This is a genomic window from Prosthecobacter sp., from assembly GCF_014879935.1.
Classification (GTDB): Bacteria; Verrucomicrobiota; Verrucomicrobiia; order Verrucomicrobiales; family Verrucomicrobiaceae; genus Prosthecobacter.
Window position 1 is genome coordinate 42,919 of the sequence record NZ_JACSRD010000154.1, and the last position, 19,483, is coordinate 62,401.

The following is a 19,483-nucleotide window of genomic DNA, read 5'->3' on the forward strand; positions in this document are numbered from 1 at the left end:
CTTTAGCACCGCTCGTTTGATCGGTTGCGGCCCGCGCACGGCTCAACACACTCGCCATCATGCCGCGCATCCCGGAGGAGACCATCCAGCAAGTTCTTGCCGCCACTGACATCGTGGCGCTGGTCGGTCGTTCCGTGAAACTGCGGAAGGCAGGCACGAACTACCTCGGCCTGTGCCCGTTTCACAACGAACGCACGCCGTCGTTCAATGTCAGCCCCTCGCGCGGCACCTACCACTGCTTTGGCTGTGGTGCGGGCGGTTCTGCAATCCGCTTTGTGATGGAGCACGACGGCATGTCGTTCATCGAGGCCGTCAAACGCCTCGCCGACGCGGCAGGCATCCGCGTGGAGGAGGAAGTCTGGGATGCGAACGCCGAGGCGGAGGCGAAACAGCGCTCCCTGCTGCTGCGGGCGAATCGAGAGGCGGCGGAGTGGTTTCACCTGCTGCTGATGAAGCACAAGCTGGCTGCTCCAGCCCGCGACTACCTCAAATCTCGCGGCATCAACGCCGAGATGGCGAAACGCTGGCAGATGGGCTACGCGCCGCAGAGCACGACGTTTTATCGCGAGTGGATGGCGCAGAAAAAGCTCCCGGAACGCGTGATGGTGGACGCTGGCATCTTCGTGCAGCCTGTGGAGGACGACCACGGCCAGATCGGCCGCGCCTACGCCCGGTGGAGGCATCGCCTGATGTTCCCGATCCGCAATGACAATGGCGATGTCATCGCCTTCAGCGGCCGCATCCTCGACAAGGACCAGAAAGGCGGAAAATACGTCAATTCTCCCGAGACGCCGGTCTTCACGAAGAGCCGCGTGCTGTTTGGCTTCGACAGGTCGAAGCGCTTCATCTCGAAGGCCGACCAGGCCATCATCTGCGAGGGCCAGATCGACATGATCATGGTGTTTGAAGCTGGATTGCAGAACGTCGTGGCCGGACAAGGCACGGCCTTCACCGAACTGCACGCCAAGATGCTCAAACGCGTCTGCAACGAGGTCGTTCTCTGCTACGACAGCGACAATGCCGGCCGCGAGGCCACGGAGAAGGCCTTCCGCATCCTCTCGCCGCAGGGCATCAACGTCCGCGTGGCCGCCCTGCCGCAGGGCGAGGACCCGGATTCGCTGATTCGAAAGGACGGGCCTGATGCGCTGCGAACCATCGTCTCCGACGCGCCTGAGTTTCTGGAGCACCAGATCCGCCTCCTGCGTGGCAGTGCGAAGGGGAACAGCATGGTCGAACGCGTCCGCATGGCCGAGCAGGTCGCCAGCGCGATCAGCATCTTCACAGGCGTGGCGCAACGCGTCGCCGCCGTGAACAAGGTGGCCAAACTGCTCGAGATCACCGAGGAACAGCTCAACGGCATGGTGAAAAAGGCGGCGGCGGAGCAGAAAGCCGACGCGAAGAAGCCAGAAGGCAAAAATGGCACCGCCAACGTGGCGGACGAGGCGCGGAAGCTGCTCGCCTCCCAGCACAAGACCGCCGTGCTGCTCTGCCAGATGGCTTTGAACGATGCCGAGGTGCTCCACTGGCTGCGGGAGGCCGATTGCGAGGACATGCTCCGCGAGGTGCCGGGCACGGAGTTGCTCGCCCTGCTGGCACGCAGCCGTTACAACCCGCTGGATGACACCTCCCAGCTCGTTTTCATGACCGGCCTCGAACGCCACGAGGAGGCGGCCTTTGCGAAGCTGCAGGCACAGCCCCGGCCGCCGGGCGGGCTGGACGATGCGAAGCAGGCGCTCTACACGCTGGAGATCGCACGCCTGCAAAATCTGATCCAAAGCACGCAGGCGAAACTGCGGCAGGCAGGCCTTTCCGAGGCAGAGATGGAGCGGCTCCAGCAGCAGGTCGTGGAACTCACCGCCCAGAGGAAAGAATACCTTGACCGCATGAAGGGCAACCCGAATAGTCCGCCTCCCTGACCGACGCAGCTCCCGGACCCCCGTGGCATGTATGGCCGTCCCCAAAAAACATCACAACGGTTCCCACTCTTCAGCCTCAGCGAGCAACGCAAGTGCCCCCCGTGTCACTGCGGGCGCAGGGGGTGAGCAGCCCGTGAAGCGCGGTCGTGGTCGTCCCCGCATTCATCCGCCGAAGGAGAAGCCCGCTGTCGTGCTCGGACCTGACGGACTGCCGGTGAAACGCCGCCGCGGACGCCCGCCGAAGGGCGGCTATGCCGGCGGCATCACGCAACTGGCCAACACCACCTACGACGACATTCATTCCCCGGATGTGCAGGCCCGCCTGCGCGAGCTGATCCGCACCGCCCGGGAGCAGGATCACCTCACCTGGGACGACATCAATGACGCCCTCCCGTCAGGCTTCGTCACTCCAGACCTGATGGATGCCCTGATCACCCGCCTGCGTGCGATGGAGATCAAGATCATCGACGAGGCCGAGGTCGATGGCATCACCGGCCGGGCCGCCGCCGCACGAGGGCGTCCTGCGCCTGAGCGCGACGCCGCCTCCCGCGCCGACGTGCTGGACGATCCGGTGCGCATGTACCTGCGCCAGATGGGCCAGGTGCCGCTGCTCACCCGCGAGCAGGAGATCCAGATCTCCAAGCGCATCGAAAAGGCCGATCTCAGCATGCGCCAGTGCCTGCACACGATCGGCTTCATCGGTCATGCTTATCTCCAGTTCGCCGAGGCTCTGAGCAATGGTGTCGAGCGCTTCGACCGCCTCGTGAGCGACCGCAAGATCGACGAGCGCGACCTCTACTTCAAAAAGCTCAAGCCGTTGCTCGAACAGGCACGGGCCACGCACGAGAAGACCACGAAGGCCTTCGTCGCCCTGTGCAATGCCGGTCCGCGCAAACAAGCCGCCTGTCAGGAGGAGTTCGAATCGCTGCGCTCCTCGTTCTTCCGCCTCTGCGAGAAGTTCTACTTCAAATCGAAGATCGCCGAGGACTTTGTCACCCTGCTGCAGCAGCGCCTCGTCGAACTCGGCGGCCTGGAGAAACACCAGCGTGAGCATCCACGCAGCGAGGCTCCGAAAGAAGCCATCCGGGCCTTCGAGCGCGAATCGTGGATGACGGCGGCCGACTACCGCACGCTGATCACCGACACGTTGAAGCACGTCAGCGACTCCACCCGGGCCAAGACGGAAATGATCGAGGCCAACCTGCGTCTGGTCATTTCCATCGCCAAAAAATACACGAACCGCGGCCTGTCCTTCCTCGACCTCATCCAGGAGGGGAACATGGGCCTCATGCGTGCCGTGGAGAAGTTCGAGTATCAGCGCGGCTACAAATTCAGCACCTACGCCACGTGGTGGATCCGCCAGGCCATCACCCGCAGCATCGCCGACCAGGCCCGCACCATCCGCATCCCGGTGCACATGATCGAGACGATCAACAAGCTGATGCGCGTGCACAAACAGCTCCTGCAGGAGCTCGGCCGCGATCCGACGCCGGAGGAAATCGCGGAGGAGATTCACCTGCCCGTCGAACGCGTGAACGCCGTTCTCCGCCTCTCCCAGCAGCCCGTCTCCATGCAGGCCAAGGTGGGCGAAAGCGATGGCGACAACGAATTCGGCGACTTCATCGAGGACAAAGAAGCACGCGATCCGATGGAGCTCACCGCCATGAATCTGCTGCGCGACAAGCTCAAGGACGTGCTCGACACGCTCAATCCGCGCGAGCGCGAGGTTCTGGAGCAGCGCTTCGGCCTCGGCGACGGTGCCGGCCGCACGCTGGAAGAAGTCGGCAAGCAGTTCCAGGTCACCCGCGAACGCATTCGCCAGATCGAGGCCAAGGCTTTGCGCAAACTGCGCCACCCCACGCGGATTCGCAAACTGGGCGGCTTCTTCGGCGCCAGTTGATCTCCGCTTGCCTCACCAGCACGCGCCCACATCCCGCCGTCCTTCGACACTGCGCAGGTAGAGATAGCCTTCGACACGTTGATCTGCGAACTCGCCTTCAAGTTCCACCGGCACGCGTTCGTATTCGCCGCCGTCGATGTCCTCCAGCACATCAAGTTTCGCCAGACCCGTCAGATCGACGTCCCAGACCTCGCCCACGATGGCAATTCCAGGCTCCGACCGGATCATTCCGGGATAACCACCGAGGTCAAACAGGCGATAGATCGGTTTCGTGCGCGCTTCAGCGATGAACCGCTGCTTTTCGATCCAGCCGTGGTTCTCGCGACCCCGTTTCAGCGTGCCATAGACAAACACAAGCGTCATCCCAGCACATCCTCCCGGTCGCTGAGCCATCCAGGCAGGCCGTAGCGCTTCTGCACCAGTTCCTCGGCGCGTGCTGCAATCTGCGGCGGCAATTCCTCGACCACCGTCACCTCTTTCGCGATTCCAGCGGCCCAGCGGGTCCAAAAATCCGGCGGCATCACGACTTGCTGCACGCTGCCTTGATGCAGCAGGCCCAGCTTGCCCCGCCGCTGCCCTGCCCCGGCGATTTTCACCTTTCCACGCACCACGTCATGCAAGGCGGGCGCCACAAAGCAAAACGCGTCCTCGATCAAATCATCCGGCCCGGCCAGACGGCAGCCGGCCATCCCGGCGGCATTCAGCCCTTCCGCCAATGCGGCGTGGATGAGCTCATAGCTGTCCAGCGGACGCGTCTGCGCCCAGGCGTGGGCCGCAGGCACGATCACTGAATAGGTTTCATCGTTGTCGTGCAAAACCACGCCGCCGCCGGTCCAGCGCCGCACCACCGGCCAGCCGGGCAGTGCATCGCCAAGTTTCGTCAGGTTTTGAGCGTAACCGATCGACACTGTGGCACGATCCCAGTCATAAACGCGTACCACTGGCGCGTCTGAATTCTCCAGCCAGGCCTGATCCACCGCCATGTTCCACGCACCGTCATGCGGAACCGGGTCCAGGTGCAAAATGAGGCGGTCAAACAGGGGCGCGGAGCGAATCACGCGACATCATCGCTTGCATTCGGCTTTGACGCAAAAAACATCTCAATGCGCGAGCAAGAGAGCCGCCACAGCCATGGCGAGCATCAATCCGTCCTCCACAATGGTGACGGTGGACATGGGAAGATTGAAGACCGTGCCCAGGCAGGCGCAACGGATCGATTGCTTCGACAGCACCGCCTTCAACACCCCGGTCAGACTCACGGCCATGACAACGGCGGTCACGCCATTCACCACCTGCGGCTGCCAGTCGGCCAGATAAGCCAGCCCAAGGGCCAGTTCGATGAAGGGATAAACGATGCCGTAGGCGGGCACGGCCCGCGCCACGAGGTCGTAACTGCGATACGCGTCACTGAAGCCGCGAAGATCGAGCATCTTGAAAAATGAGAACGCCACAAAGAAGCCGCCCATGAACAGCCGCATCGCCGTCATGGCCTCAAACCGGCCGCTGGAGGCCATCACCACGCCGATCACGCCCAACAGGTAGGCCAGGAGCAGCAACAGCGGCCGGTAGGTCTGCGCACCCTTCTCCGGTTCCCCGGCAGAGGATTTGGGATGTGCGTCGGCCACGTGATACTTCTCCAGCGGCTTCAGCCAGTCGTTCATGCCCTCGTCATCCAACGATTTTCGCGTGCTGATCCGCGCTTCCGGCGGTTTGAGCGTCACCTCCGCCTCCGTGATGTCCGGATGCTCCAGCAGACGCCGCGTGATCTTCTCCACGCACTTGGCGCAGGAGAGACCGGCCAGGGGGAATGTTTGCGGGACAGCCATGGTTTCAGGCAGGTTACGAATAGAAAGCGGCACCTGCATGCGGATGATGCCGCCGTCAGAGCGGCTCCTCATCGCAGCAGCCGCAGGGCGTTGGCGATGACCAGCAGCGTGGCTCCGGTGTCCGCCAGAATGGCCAGCCACAGGCTGGTGTGGCCGGTCAGCGCCAGGAGAAGGAAAACCGCCTTGATGACCAGGGCGAAGGCCACATTGAACTGAATGACCCGGAGCGTGCGCCGGCCGAGCACCACGGCGTCTGCCACGCGGGTGAGATCATCCTGCATCAGCGCCATGTCCGCTGTCTCGATGGCCGTGTCACTGCCGATGGCTCCCATAGCGATGCCGACGCTGGCCCGTGCGAGCGCCGGGGCATCGTTCACGCCATCGCCGATCATGCCGACGTGATGATGCACGGCCATCAGCCGCTGGATGTGCCCGATCTTCTGTTCCGGCAGCAGATCGCCATGCGCCTCGTCGATTCCCGCCTGTCGTGCGATGGCATCGACGGTGCGTTGGTTGTCACCGCTGAGCATGACGACGGGCGACACACCGGCCTCATGCAGCAAGGTGAGCGCGCGGGCCACCTCCGCACGCACGGCGTCGCCGATGGCGAAAATGGCGAGCACCGTTCCCGCGCAGCCATCATGCGGCGTGTGGCCGAGAATGGCGAGTGATTCGCCACGCGACTCGATCTCCGCGAGCCTGGCCTCGATCTCCGGGCTGCACACACCGAGGCCATGCGCCATCGTGTGATTGCCGATGAAATGTGGGTGGCCGTCAATCACCGCCGTCGCTCCACGGCCGGTCACGGATTGAAAGCTGGAAACTTCCGGCCATTCGATCTTCCGCTGTTTCGCGGCCGTGATCACCGCCTGGGCCAGTGGATGCTCTGAATGCGCGTCGATGGCAGCGGCCAGACGCAGCGCTTCATGCTCCGTGAGGCCCAACGGAATGACGGCGGTCACCTCCGGCCTGCCATGCGTGATGGTGCCGGTTTTGTCCACGGCCAGCGCCCGCAGCTTTCCCACGGCCTCCAGATAGGCACCGCCTTTGATGAGGACGCCCCGCCTCGCGAGCGCGGTGATGCCTGAGACGATGGAAACGGGCGTGGCGATGACCAGCGCGCAGGGACAGGCGATCACCAGCAGCACGAGGGCGCGATAGGCCCAGGCGGACCACGCAGCGTCGGTGAGCAAGGGCGGCAGCACGAACACCAGCAGCGCCACGATGAAAACCGCAGGCGTGTAGATGCGTGCAAACCGGTCGATGAAGCGTTGCGTGGGCGCTTTCTGCTCCTCCGCCTCCCCCACAAGCTGGATGATGCGTGCCAGCGTCGATTCCGTGGCCTTTTTCGCCACTTGGACGACGAGCGAACCTTCGCCGTTGATCGTCCCGGCGAAAACACCGTCACCGGCCTGTTTTTCCACCGGCACAGACTCGCCAGTGATGGGCGCCTGGTTCACGCTGGAGCTGCCGCTGAGCACTTTTCCATCCAGCGGGATGCGTGCGCCGCTGCGGATGCTGATTTCCGAGCCCACGGCCACTTCAGCCGCCGCCGTCTCGGTCACTGATCCGTCAGCACCACGCACGAGAGCAGTCTCCGGGGCGAGTTGGAGCAATGAATCAATGGCACGTCGGGCGCGGCCCGCGCTCCAGGACTCCAGCAACTCCGAAAACGCGAAGAGGAAGACCACGGTGGCGCCTTCCGCCCCTTCCCCGACCAGCCAGGCGCCCGTCACCGCCACGACCATGAGCAGGTTCATGTCGAGGCGCCGGTCTTTCACCGCGTTGAAGGCCGGCGGCACGACAAGCAGGCCGCCTGCGAGCGTGGCGAGGGCGAAACAGCCCTCGTGCAACGCTCCGGGTCCAAGATTGAGCCAGCGGAAGGCCAGCCCGATGCCCAGAAACAAGCCCGACGCCACCACCAGCGCCTTTTGCGGCAGCGACGTCTCATCATGGCCATGCTCGCAGGAGCTGCATGGCCGTGAATGAGGGTCGTGGCGGCGCTCTGTGCTCATCCCGGTTCAAAGCCAGTTCGTCGCCGCCTGACCGGATGGGCTGGACTATTTTATCCCGGACTGCGGCAGCATCACTGCTTTCCTTCCTCCTTCTTGCACTTGCACAGCCATTCCGGCTCCTTGCATTCCTCGCAGGTGGCGGTGTTGTATTCAAAACGCGCGGTGATCGTCTTTGAGTCCGGAGTGTTCTTGTATTGCAGGATCAGCCACTCGCCTGCCTTCACCAGAGGCAGGGCAAACCCCTTGGCATCCTTCTCCACAGCGAGTTTTTGCGGCGAACTGCGATCTCCCGTCGTCGCTGTGAGAGTCTGCTTGTCCGTCGCCACGGGTTTCATGTCCTTGTCGAGGAGAGCGATGTGATACTTGCCATCTTTGACGGTGACCTCGCCATGCATGGTCTCGTCCTTGCTGAATTCGAGGATGCGTCCGCCGTTCGGGCCGAGTTCGACGCCTTCATGGCCGAAGGCGAGGCTGCTGATGAGTGTGACGAGGAGGATGAGTCTGGTTTTCATAGGGTGTGTGTTTGGACGTGTTTGAGGGCGGCCTTCCGGCCAAAGAGGTAAAAAACAGCAGGCGTGATCATGAGGTCCAGCAGCGTGCTGCTGACGAGACCGCCGACGATCACCACCGCCACGGGATGCAGAATCTCCTTCCCGGGCTCGTTCGCGGCCAGCAGCAGCGGGATCAGGGCGATCCCGGCGCTCAGCGCCGTCATCAGCACCGGCACCAGCCGTTCCAGCGTGCCGCGCACGATCATCTGCCGCGTGAAGCCTTCGCCTTCATGCCTCATCAGATGCAGATAATGGCTGATCATCATGATGCCATTGCGCGCAGCCACACCGCCCACGGCGATGAAACCGACGATGGTGGCGATGCTGATGTTGTCGATGAGCAGCCAGGTCAGAAACAGCCCGCCCATGAGCGCCAGCGGGATGTTCAGCATCACCTGCAGGGCCAGTGACAGGCTGCGGAAGTAGCCGTGGAGCAGAATGGTCACAGCAAGCAGCACGAGCGTGAAATAAAACGCGATTCGCCTGGCCGCGGCCTCCTGCGCCTGGAACTCGCCCTCAAATCGGATGAAGTAGCCCTCCGGCAGCCGCAGCTTCTCGTTCACCGCCGCCTGCCAACGCCGGACAATGCCTTCCAGATCGCGCATGGAGCTGTTCGCGCTGATCACCATGCGGCGCTGGGTGTTTTCGCGATTGATGACATTCGGCCCCCTGCCCTCGCGGATGTCGGCCACCAGACGCAGCGGGATGCGCTGGCCGCTGTCGGTTTCGATCAGCAGGTCCCCCAGTTTCTCCGGCGAATCACGCAGGGCTTCAGGCAGGCGAAGCACTAGATCGACCGTGCGCTGGCCTTCACGCAACTCAGTGACGGTCTTTCCACCGAGCAGAGCCGAGACTTGCTCATTGAGCGCTCCAGGCTGCACGCCGTAAGCCACCGCACGCTCCCGATCGACTTCGATTTTGATCTGCGGGATCGAGACCTGCGCCTCCAAGATCACATCTGTGAGACCGGGGATGGTTTTCGCGATGTCACGCACTTGAGCGCCCCTGTCACGCAGCACGGTCAGATCCGGACCGAAGATCTTCACCGCGATCTTCGCTGAAACGCCGCTGAGCATGTGGGACAGACGATGCCCGATGGGCTGGCCGATGTTCAGGAAGGTGCCGGGGATTTTACCCAGCTTCTCGCGGATCTCGGCAAAGACGGCCTCCCTCGGCCGTCCTCCTTCGTGAAACTCAACGTCGAACTCATTCACGCTCACAGGCATGACGTGATCATCGCGTTCGGCACGTCCGGCCCGGCGGCCGACGCTCTTCACGCCATCGATGTTTTGCAGCAACTGCACACCGACCTCGCCGATCTCATTCGATTGCGCCAGCGAGGTGCCTGGAGCACTGGCCAGCGAGATCGTGGCGCTGCCTTCATTGAATGCGGGCAGGAATTCCTTTCCCATGATCGGATAAAGCAGCAACGATCCGACCAGCAGCACGCCCGCCAGTGCGATCACGAGCAATGGGGCTCCGAGGGCCAGTTTGAGGAAAGTGCGCTCCACGAACCACTTCATGCCGCGCACGACAAACGAATCGCGATGTTGGAGTGGAGCCTTCAGGCGATCTGGGGCGTCGTCGAATCGGCTAAAGCCTGGACTCCAACTTAACAAAAGAGAGCACAGAACGGGAATGACCGTCAGCGAAACGACAAACGACGCCGCCATGCTGGTGATCGTGGCGATTGCAATCGGCGTGAACAGGTGCCCTTCGATGCCTTCGAGCCCGAAAAGGGGCAAGAACACGAGAATGACGAGAACCGTGGCGTAGAGGATCGAATTCCGCACCTCGCCGGACGCGCTGGCGATGATGTCGAGCCGGATCTTGGACGGACTCTCCCTCAACCGACGCCAGACGTTTTCCACATCCACGATCGCATCGTCCACCACCATGCCGATGGCCACAGCAAGGCCACCGAGCGTCATGGAATTCACGCTGACGCCGAACGCTTTGAAGGTCAGTATCGTCACGGCAAACGAGAGCGGCATCGCCATCAAGGTGATGAAGGTGGTGCGCAGATTCAGCAGGAACAAAAACAGGATGATCGCGACCATGATCGCACCATCGCGGATGGCCTCCTCCAGGTTCCCAATCGCATGCTCGATGAAGTCCCCCTGCCGGAACAAGATCTCCGCACTGACGCCCGGTGGCAACGTGGGACGCAACTCGGCGAGGGCTTCCTCGATCTGCCGGGTGAGTTTGAGCGTGTCAAAACCGGGCGCTTTGTCGATGCTGAGCACCACGCCCATCGTTCCGTTGACGCTGGCATCGCCACGCATCGTCTGCACTCCATGAGCAAGTTGCGCGACATCACTGATGAGCACCGGACGATCACCCACGGTCTTGATCACGGTCTTGGCGATGTCTTCCAGCCGGGTCGTCATGCCGAGATTGCGCACCATGATCTCCCGCGGACCGGCCTGGAGATAACCACTGGTCGCATTGCCAGCCGCGCGACCCACCGCAGCCTCGATCTCATCAAAGGTGACGCCAAAAGCCGCGAGCCGGTTGGGATCCGGCTGCACCTGGATCTGTTTCACGCCACCACCGATGGTGAGCACCTCCGCCACCCCGCTGATGCTTTGCAGGCGACGGCGGATCGTCCAGTCCGCCAGCGTGCGGAGGTCCATCGGCGGAACCTTGCCATCCTCGCTGCGCAAGCCGACGAGCAGGATCTCGCCCATCAGCGATGAGACCGGTGTCATGCCCGGTTTTGCGCCCTTCGGCAGCGTGTTCAACGCCGCCTGCAAACGTTCCTGCACAAGCTGCCGCGCCCGATAGATGTCCGTGCCCCAGGCGAACTCCGCGAACACGAGCGACAGGCCCACATCGGAGTTTGATCGCAGGCGGTCCAGCCCGCCCACGCCCTGCACCGCGGCCTCAATGGGCTGGGTGACCAGCGTTTCGACTTCCTCCGGCGCCAGGCCCGGCGCTTCGGTCAAAAGCGTCACGGTGGGCTTCGTCATGTCGGGAAGCACCTCGACAGGAAGCTGCGTGAGCGTCTGATAGCCGAACAGCAGCGTCGCCAGCGCCGTCATGAGAACGAGCGGCCGGTGATGCAGCGAGAAACGGATGAGCGAGTTCAGCATGGCTTCAATGGGCGGCAGCTTTGCGGTTCAGGACCATGCTCACGATCAACAGCACCAGCAGCAGTCCGGTGGTGCTCGCAAAAAACGTGGTCAGCATGTTCCAGCGGCCTGCATCGTGATCGTCATGCTCATGGCCCTCGTGACCGGCCGCAGCGATCTGCTCCTTGGTCATCTCAGTGCCGTCTTCATTGTGCGGATGACCGTGTGCCGCATCCATCGCCTCTTTGAGCGAGACACTCCCCTTCCCCGCAAAGCCCAAAGAGTAGGCACCACGCGTCACCACCTCATCCCCTGGCAGCAGACCCTGGAGCACCTCGGCAAAACGGTCGTTCTGCGCCCCCAGCACCACGGGCACTTTGACGAAGGCGTGCTTCAGTTCGTAGTCCTTGATGTAAACGAAGTGTTGCGACGCATCCCCCTGCACCGCGGAACGCGGGATCGACATCACGTTCTCACGGTGGCTGACGACGATGCTGAATTCCGCCCGCATCCCCGGCCGCAGCAGAGCCTCCGGATTGGCCACGTGGAAAGCCGCCTCGATTGTTCCTGTCGTCTCGTCAGCCACTGTCGCGATGTGGGCAATCTTGGCTTCAAACACGCGCTCTGGCAGCGCATTCACACGGATGTGCGCCTGCAATCCGGCGGCCAGCCTGCCTGCGAGGTGCTGCGGCACGCTGGCGACGGCTTCCACCGTCTCGAGATTGACGATTTCGATGAGGGAACTGTCCGGTGTGACCGGCTGTCCCTGCACGATGTCCACTTTCGACACCATGCCATTGATGGGAGCCTCCAGCTTGATCACTGGCGGCGGATCTCCCGGCTGGCGGCTTTCCACCCAGGCCACCTCGGCCCCCACATCGACCTGCTGATGCGGAACGACGAGAACGGAGAAGGCACGCCCGGGAATGCGGCTGCTGACGATGGCTTTCTTCCCAGGAAGCACCTCGATGTGCCCGAGGGCGAAGACGGTTTCCTCGAACGAGGTCTCCTCAGCCTCGGCGAATTCGAGCCGCAGGTGCTTCACGCTCGTTTCATCGAGAATGACGGTGTTCGCGGCACGATCAGGCTCGGCGGCGGCGATGAGGAGCGGAGTGAGTAGAAAAAGGAACGGCTTCATGGCTGCGTGGCCCCCGTGGCGGATTCGTAGCGGATGCGGGCGAGGTGGAAGTCGCGCACGGCATCAAGCGTGGCGGCTTCGAGCTGGAGGCGCTGATCGCGGGCGCGGAGGACGGTGAGGAGGTCGGTCTGACCGGACTCGTAGGCTTTTTCGAGCTTGCCAGTCTGCTCGATCACGAGCGGCAGCAGTTTGTCTCGCGTCTCGCGGGCCAGATCCACGTTGGCCTGCATCTCCTTGCGTGCGGTATCGGCCTCGCTGGCGATTTGTTTGCCCAAAGCCACCGTTTCGAGCCTCTGACGCCCGGCGGAGGCGTTCTTCTCAGCGATCTCGCCTTGATTGCGGTTCCAGAACGGCAGCGGAATCGAAACGCGGAAGCCGATGTAGCCCGTGCGCTGGTAATTCGAGCCCTGCACGTGCTGCTGCTCCGGGCCGCCGACAACGCCGACACTCACGTCCTGCAGGCGCTTCGACCGCGCGAGCTCGACATCCGTCTGCGCGGCCTGCGTTCTCGATTGGGACAGGCGGTAGTCCGCACGTTGCTGCCAGGGAATGAGCCCGGGCATCACGAGTTCTGGCAGACCACCGGTGATGGTCAGATTTTCCTGCGGTGCGATGCCGAGCATCGGCTTCAACTGGCCGAGCAGACGAGCTCGTTGCGTGTCGAGCTTCTTGCCCTCCACGATGAGACGTTGCGCATCGAGCTGCGCCTGGGCGGCATCCAGCGGTGAGAACTCGCCCTTCTCCGCACGGTTCCTGGCGAATTCGGACAGCTTGGTGGCCAGACCGCCCTGCTGCTGGCGCAGTGCCCGCTGCTGATCGAGCGCGATCAGCTCCACCGCAAAGCCTCGCGCTTCGGCAATGAGACGCCGTTCAACATCACGCACCTCCAGCTCGGCGGCAGCGACGAGCTGTGCCGAAAGCTGTTTCTCCAGGCGCAGACGGCGCGTGACAGGAAAGGACTGCTCGAAGGAGAACTCGCCAGCCGTCGGACTCAGCCGGCTTTCCGTGCGATAGTCAAAGCCGAGCCTAGGATTGGCGAGGCGGCCGCTGCCGAGCTGCCGCCCGCGAGCCTCCTCGATGGTGAACCAGGCTGCTTTGAGCATGGGATGATGGCTGCGGACGCGGGCGGGGATTTCAGCCAGCGGCAATCCGGCCGCGAAGCCGGTGGCGGGCAGACAGGAAAGAAGAATGAGGCGCAACATGGCGGGAAAGAGTGAGGAATGCGGGACAGGCAGGCATGGCGGTGCGCCACGCGTGCGATTGCGTCAGAACCGCCGGAAATCGTGTCCGGCGGCGGCTTCCCGCTTCTCAAACCCTCAAGGAGATGACCTGCGCGATCCTGCGCGGCCATTCGTGAGCCGGCAGGCTTCGTCGTGGCGGCGTTTCAGGCGCACGACGCACGCCAGCCAGCGCCAGACGGCAGCTTTTCTCCAAAACAAGCGTTCCGATCACATCAAACTGCGGAGAAATGTCCGGCGTGGCATCCTGCTGATGCTTGGCGACGAGCGAATCCACCACGGCCGCATGTTCGTGCCGGTCGCCAACGTCCTCCTCATCATCGTGAGCCGGTGCGGGCTCATGCTCCTCCTCATGGCAGGCGGCAGAATGCGGTCCATCGCAATGATCGACCTGGCTGAGACGCTCCACCCCGCCGCAATCGCACATGAAACCGCGATGCAGGCCGAACGTCTGCGCCCAGCCAATCGCGAGAAGCGCGAGCAGGCCGAGGACAAGCCGGTGATGGCGGAGACGAAGCATGGCGGCAAGCATAGTCCACATCGACGGTCTGCCGCAAGCTTCGATTCAATCCAGCCCGCCGGACAGTTCGCCCGGACGTCTCACGTAATGGGTGACATGAGCAGCTTCCGCCTCCGCCCGCACTTCACGCACCGGCTGGACATGAACGTCGAGCAGGCCCGGTCATGGCTGGAGAGCGGCATGCGTGAGCACGCGGAACGCTGCGAGGTGAAAAGCTTCCCCGGCTACCTCAGCCTGCGCATTCTGGAGTCAGAGCAGCATTACTGGTCTCCCCAGCTTCAGCTCAGCCTCGATCCTGATGGGGATGGTGCGCTGGTCACCGGCACCTACGGGCCGAACACGAACCTGTGGTCCTCATTTGTGTATGCGTATCTGATCCTGGCCTCGGCGGCGCTGTTCTCAGGCATCCTCGGCATGTGCCAGTGGTGCATCGGCCAGACGCCGTGGGGCCTGTGGATTCTCGGCCTCGCCCTGACCATCGCCGCCGGGCTCTACATCTCCGCCCAGATGGGGCAGAAGCTAGGCGCACAGCAGACTTTCCAGCTCCATTGCGTGTATGAGGCCGCCATCGGCCGCGAAGTCGCCATCTCGTGACGTCACTCCTGACGCTTCTTCAATTCGACGAGCGCATTGAGGATCTTCACGCGGTTCATCTCATGAACCTCGATCTTCTCGCCGATCTTCGGCACCAGAGTCACGGTCAGTTCACCGCCCAGGTGCTCGCGGAATTCTTCGAGGCCTTCGAGGATGACCGGTTCGCCGCTGCGACCGTTGTCGAGCAGGTGCGGCGAGTAGGTGGCGAATCCGATGCGCTCGATGAGCTGGAGCACGCGTTCGCAGGTTTCGGCATCCAGAATGCCCTGCATGCGTGAATAGACGAGATCGACGGCCATGCCGATCGCCACGGCCTCGCCATGGCTGACGGAGAACTTCGAGATCTGCTCCAGTTTGTGCGCGGCCCAGTGGCCGAAGTCGAGCGGGCGGGCGGAGCCGAGCTCAAACGGATCGCCACCCGTGGCGATGTGCTCCACGTGCAGTTCGGCGCTGCGTTGGACGACTTTTTCGAGTGCTTCCTGCTTCAGCGCGGCCAGATCGTCCGCCATGGCTTCGATTTGCTCGAAAAAGACGCCGTCACGGATGAGCGAGACCTTGATCGCCTCGATGATGCCATTGCGGCGTTCGCGAGGTGGCAGCGATTCGAGGAACGCGAAGTCGTTCACCACCGCGTAGGGCACGGCGAAGCTGCCGATCCAGTTCTTCTTGCCGAAGAAGTTCACGCCGTTCTTCACGCCGACACCGCCATCGCCCTGCGACAGCGTGGTGGTGGGGAAACGCACGTGCCGGATGCCGCGATGCGCCGTGGAGGCGGCAAAGCAGACGAGATCCAGCACCGCACCGCCGCCAATGACGAAAACGTAGCTGTGACGGTCGAGCGCGGCCTCATTCATGGCGTCCCAGCAGCATTCGACGAGGCGCAGGTCGTTTTTGCATTTTTCCCCGCCAGGAATCACCACCGGCATGTCCACCAGCGTGAACGCGTCGGCATGCGCCTCGCCGTAACCCACGATGTCATCCAGCAGGTCACGATTGGCATTGGAGACGGCCTCATCGACGAACACGAGCACGCGCGGGCGCTTGTGCGGATGGTCGAGGGCGATGAGATCGCGGAGGGTGTTGTTTCGCGCCACAAAGACATCCCGCGAAAACAGAATGCGGTGCGTGTGTTCGAGCCTGATTGTCTTCTCCAGCATTAACGGGGATCGGTTCTTTGCCTGCAAGACGGTTGGAGGTCAAAGGGAAAGGCCAAACGGGACGCCAAAGCGCGTTCTTGCGCTCACGTCGCGGCGATCCAGCGCTGCCAGAGGCGCAGCAAGGGAGCCAATGCAGCAAAAGCCAGGGCCAGAGGCACGGAGACCGCGGCGACAGCCAGGGCATCCACAACGGCAATCCCCGCCAGCAGAAGGCCGACCGCCCGGCCGATGTGAGGGCCGCCTCGGCGCAAAGTGTTGAGCGCATGAAGCACCCACAGGGCAAAGACAATGAGGATGAGATACTGCCACTCGTCCCCCCCTCCAATCACCACCCTGGTCACACAGAGGACGCCCGGCTGAATCAATAGAATCAACGCGGTCAGTGAGGAGAGGAGCGGCAGCACGCCCTTCTGCTTGTGCTCCAGCCTTGCCGCCAGGGTGATGCCCACCACGTAACTTCCCAGCGCCAGAGCAGCCATCAGCACCGCATAACCCGGCTGTCCAGGCACGGAGGAAGCCGCTGAAGCAGCCATCAAGTAGAGCAAAGCACGGCAGGCGCCCATCACCAACACGGAGCCCGCCCAGGGCTTGTGATACAGGTCATAGAACAAAATGGCGGCCACCAGACCGAGTGTAGTCCCGACTTGCGCTCCATGGAGGCAGGCGATGACAATTCCCGCCGCCAAGAAGCCCCCACCGACGCTCCAGGCCATTCCCAACCCCACCTGCCCTGCCGGAATCGGCCGCTCTTGGCGATGCTCGCGGTCGAATTTCACATCCGCCGCGTCATTGAGGATCATGCCGCCGGTGTAGAGCAATGAACCCGCGAAGATGAGCCAGTAGAGGCGTGCATCCGCCCACTCACCGCCTGCGAGCAGCCATGCGGCGGTCACATTCGTCCACACGGTGGGCAGATTCGAGATGCGGGCGAGCTGGAGCCAGGGTTTCATCCGTCACTTCAGCATGGCACGGATGAGCGGGAGCATGCCCGAATAGAGCGTGCTGCCACCACGGCGGGAGAGCTGTTCGTTGACCAGCTCGGCATCACTGTCCGCATCGGCAGGGAGGAGTTCCTTGTGCTCGTGCTGGCCGCAGGAGGTGCAGACGTGAACAAAGGACGAATCGCAGTCGCGCCGCACATCGCCACGCACGCCTTCTCCTTCGAGAATGAGGCGTTGCAGGGCCGGCCCCGTGTCTTTTTCGATCAATTCGAGCTCCAGCGACATGTCGAGCCGGCGGTTGATCCACGCGGCGAGGAGCAGCGCGGTCATGCGCTGGCCTTTGAGATGCGTGATGGTCAGTTTGCGCAGCTTGGAGAGGTTTTGCAGCGCATTGGCATCCTGGAAGCATCCAGCCAGGGCTGTGCGCATGAGGTGGGAGCGGGTCCAGGCGAGGTCACGGACATCAAACCGGGCGGTCTCCTCACCCAAGGCGGCCAGGAGCGCGTCGAATTGAGGCGCGGGGTCGCTCCAGCGGGCGGAATCGATGATCAGCGTGTCGATGCGGGAGTAGAAGCGCTCGTGGAAGTGCTTCGTGATGTCCGCCTGCCACCACACGACGAGCGGGAGGTCGGAATTGAGGTGGGCGAAGACGATGTTCTGCACCTGCGTGGCATCGCCGCCTTCCAGCACAAAGCTGATCTGCTCGCTGCACACGGCCTGCCTGCCGTGATAGGGACGGCAGAGGGCCTGAATCCAGGCGCGGGCACGCGGCGGCTGCGCCTCAGGCAGCGCCAGGATCAGCAGGGCGCGGCAGGAGTGCTCCGCCGCGACGCGGTCGAGCAGGGCGTTGTCATCAGCCAGCACGGAGCTGTCCTCGGTGTAGATCGCCAGATTGATGAGTGAGGCGCGGGTCTTCGCCTCGTCGTTCTCCCACAGCTTCTTCAACTCGCTTTCGATGCGCGAGATGGGCGTTTCCAGGCCGAGGCGGCCGAGGTCGGAGTCTTTGAGTGAGGACGCGGCCATGATCGTCTGCATTCCAGGTTAAAGGAGCCGCCATTCGCGGCCGTCCTGCCGGAGCAGGTCGTCCGCTTCCTTCGGCCCCCAGCTTCCCGCCGGATATTCGCGCATGGGCGGTGGATTGTCCGTCTTGTGCCAGGCTTTTTCGAGCTCGTCGATGAACTTCCACGCGTTCTCCACCTCGTCGCGGCGGGCGAAGAGCGTGGCATCACCGGCCATGGCGTCGAGGAGCAGGCGCTCATAGGCCTCCGGGCTGGCCTTGCCGAAGCTGCTGCTGTAGCGGAAGTCCATCTTCACCTGCTGCATGTTCATCGCCTGCCCCGGCTGCTTGCACAGGATGCGCAGGGCGATGCCCTCATCCGGCTGGATGCGGATGACGAGGGTGTTTTCGCTGTTCTTGATGAGATTGTTCGTGGCGAAGGGCACCTGCGGCGGCTTTTTGAAGTGCACGCTGATCTCGGTGGCCTTCTTCGGCAGTTGCTTGCCCACGCGGATGTAAAACGGCACACCCTGCCAGCGCCAGGTGTCGATGAACAGACGCAGGGCGACGTAGGGCTCCGTGTTTGACTGCGGATTCACCCGGTCCTCCTGCCGGTAGCCCACACGCGGCACGCCATCGACGCTGCCGGCGGTGTACTGGGCGCGGATGACGTTTTTGCCCACGGCTTCGGGTCCGATGAGGGGCCTCAGCGCACGGATCACCTTCACTTTCTCATCACGCACGGAGTCGGCGCTCAGATCGGTGGGCGGCTCCATCGCCACAAGGCTGAGGAGCTGGAAAAGGTGGTTCTGCACCATGTCACGCAGCGCACCTGCGGTGTCGTAGTAGCCACCGCGACCGCCTTCCATGCCGAGATTCTCGGCACAGGTGATCTGCACGTGGTCGATGTAGCGGGAGTTCCAGTTCGGCTCGAACAACGCGTTGGCGAAGCGCAGCACCATGATGTTCTGCGCGGTCTCCTTGCCGAGATAGTGGTCGATGCGGTAGGTGTCTTTCTCCTCGAAGGTCTCGGCCACCACATGGTTCAAAGCACGGGCGCTGGCCAGATCCTTGCCGAAGGGCTTTTCACACACCACGCGCGCCCATTTGCCGCCGACGCCTTCATTCAGCCCTGCGGCACGGAGCATCTCCAGGATCGATTTGAAGGCCTCGGGAGCGGAAGCGAGGTAGAACAGGCGGTTTGCCGGAGCACCACGTTCCTTGTCGAACTCGTCGAGCAGGACGCGCAGTGACTTGTAACCGTCGAGGTCCTCGAACTCGCTGCGGTGGTAGTGGATGCACTGCGAAAAGCTGCTCCACAGTTCCTCGTTGTGGCCCTGGCGGCTGTTTTTGCGGTTCCCGGCCTCCAATTCAGTGCGGAACACCTCGTCCGTCTTGTCGCGACGGGCGAAGCCGACGACCTTGAACTGCGGCGGCAGGTCGCCACAGGCGGCGATGTTGTAAAAGGCCGGGATCAGTTTGCGATTCGTCAGGTCACCGGTGGCACCGAAGATGACCACGGTGCAGGGCTCCGCACGGTGGCGGGAAATGAGGGTTTCTTGGAAGGGATTTTCCAGATCGGACATGGTTTTGAAGCAAAGCTCGCGCCACCATTG

The 19,483-nt window shown here is 63.0% G+C and carries 16 protein-coding genes; 3 read left to right on the forward strand and 13 right to left on the reverse strand.

Features of this window, described 5'->3' with window-relative positions:
* Positions 1-59 precede the first annotated feature (59 nt).
* Entirely contained in the window at positions 60-1,916 is a 1,857-nt protein-coding gene (gene dnaG, locus IAE77_RS14395; RefSeq protein WP_294227634.1) for a DNA primase, read from the forward strand.
* Positions 1,917-2,049: 133 nt separating this feature from the next.
* Positions 2,050-3,816: an RNA polymerase sigma factor RpoD gene (gene rpoD, locus IAE77_RS14400; RefSeq protein WP_294227635.1), complete on the forward strand. Its 1,767-nt coding sequence runs from the start codon at positions 2,050-2,052 to the stop codon at positions 3,814-3,816.
* Between the two features lie 12 nt (positions 3,817-3,828).
* Here the strand turns inward: rpoD and IAE77_RS14405 are convergent, their stop codons facing one another.
* The 9 genes from IAE77_RS14405 to IAE77_RS14445 form a co-directional block, all read right to left on the reverse strand.
* Positions 3,829-4,179: a gamma-glutamylcyclotransferase family protein gene (locus IAE77_RS14405; RefSeq protein WP_294227636.1), complete on the reverse strand. Its 351-nt coding sequence runs from the start codon at positions 4,177-4,179 to the stop codon at positions 3,829-3,831.
* Positions 4,176-4,874, reverse strand: coding sequence for a hypothetical protein (locus tag IAE77_RS14410; protein ID WP_294227637.1), 699 nt, complete (start codon positions 4,872-4,874; stop codon positions 4,176-4,178). Before IAE77_RS14410 ends, IAE77_RS14405 begins: the two co-directional genes overlap by 4 nt.
* Before the next feature lie 42 nt (positions 4,875-4,916).
* Positions 4,917-5,642 carry a MauE/DoxX family redox-associated membrane protein gene (locus IAE77_RS14415; RefSeq protein WP_294227638.1) on the reverse strand — a complete coding sequence of 242 codons (726 nt, stop codon included), beginning with the start codon at positions 5,640-5,642 and terminating at the stop codon, positions 4,917-4,919.
* Positions 5,643-5,710: 68 nt separating this feature from the next.
* The gene (locus IAE77_RS14420; RefSeq protein WP_294227639.1) at positions 5,711-7,657 is read right to left on the reverse strand and encodes a heavy metal translocating P-type ATPase; all 1,947 of its coding nucleotides are present in this window, start codon (positions 7,655-7,657) and stop codon (positions 5,711-5,713) included.
* Positions 7,658-7,728: 71 nt separating this feature from the next.
* Entirely contained in the window at positions 7,729-8,169 is a 441-nt protein-coding gene (locus IAE77_RS14425; protein ID WP_294227640.1) for a hypothetical protein, read from the reverse strand.
* Positions 8,166-11,303: an efflux RND transporter permease subunit gene (locus tag IAE77_RS14430; RefSeq protein ID WP_294227641.1), complete on the reverse strand. Its 3,138-nt coding sequence runs from the start codon at positions 11,301-11,303 to the stop codon at positions 8,166-8,168. The genes IAE77_RS14425 and IAE77_RS14430 overlap by 4 nt, the downstream gene beginning before the upstream one ends.
* Before the next feature lie 4 nt (positions 11,304-11,307).
* Positions 11,308-12,420: an efflux RND transporter periplasmic adaptor subunit gene (locus tag IAE77_RS14435; RefSeq protein ID WP_294227642.1), complete on the reverse strand. Its 1,113-nt coding sequence runs from the start codon at positions 12,418-12,420 to the stop codon at positions 11,308-11,310.
* Positions 12,417-13,622 carry a TolC family protein gene (locus IAE77_RS14440; protein ID WP_294227643.1) on the reverse strand — a complete coding sequence of 402 codons (1,206 nt, stop codon included), beginning with the start codon at positions 13,620-13,622 and terminating at the stop codon, positions 12,417-12,419. The genes IAE77_RS14435 and IAE77_RS14440 overlap by 4 nt, the downstream gene beginning before the upstream one ends.
* Before the next feature lie 106 nt (positions 13,623-13,728).
* Positions 13,729-14,178, reverse strand: a complete 450-nt coding sequence (locus tag IAE77_RS14445) for a hypothetical protein (protein WP_294227644.1) — start codon at positions 14,176-14,178, stop codon at positions 13,729-13,731.
* 96 nt (positions 14,179-14,274) lie between these two features.
* On the opposite strand from IAE77_RS14445, the gene IAE77_RS14450 reads away from it, so the two are divergent.
* Entirely contained in the window at positions 14,275-14,772 is a 498-nt protein-coding gene (locus IAE77_RS14450) for a hypothetical protein (protein WP_294227645.1), read from the forward strand.
* 2 nt (positions 14,773-14,774) lie between these two features.
* Here IAE77_RS14450 and IAE77_RS14455 read toward each other — a convergent pair whose 3' ends face one another.
* From IAE77_RS14455 to zwf, 4 genes are read right to left on the reverse strand one after another with little or no spacing between them, the layout of a single operon-like run.
* Positions 14,775-15,956 carry a 3-dehydroquinate synthase gene (locus IAE77_RS14455; protein WP_294227646.1) on the reverse strand — a complete coding sequence of 394 codons (1,182 nt, stop codon included), beginning with the start codon at positions 15,954-15,956 and terminating at the stop codon, positions 14,775-14,777.
* A 56-nt stretch (positions 15,957-16,012) separates the two neighbouring features.
* Positions 16,013-16,879: a UbiA family prenyltransferase gene (locus tag IAE77_RS14460; protein ID WP_294227647.1), complete on the reverse strand. Its 867-nt coding sequence runs from the start codon at positions 16,877-16,879 to the stop codon at positions 16,013-16,015.
* Positions 16,880-16,882: 3 nt separating this feature from the next.
* Positions 16,883-17,893 carry a glucose-6-phosphate dehydrogenase assembly protein OpcA gene (locus IAE77_RS14465; RefSeq protein WP_294227648.1) on the reverse strand — a complete coding sequence of 337 codons (1,011 nt, stop codon included), beginning with the start codon at positions 17,891-17,893 and terminating at the stop codon, positions 16,883-16,885.
* Positions 17,894-17,911: 18 nt separating this feature from the next.
* Positions 17,912-19,453: a glucose-6-phosphate dehydrogenase gene (gene zwf / locus IAE77_RS14470; RefSeq protein ID WP_294227649.1), complete on the reverse strand. Its 1,542-nt coding sequence runs from the start codon at positions 19,451-19,453 to the stop codon at positions 17,912-17,914.
* Positions 19,454-19,483 lie beyond the last annotated feature (30 nt).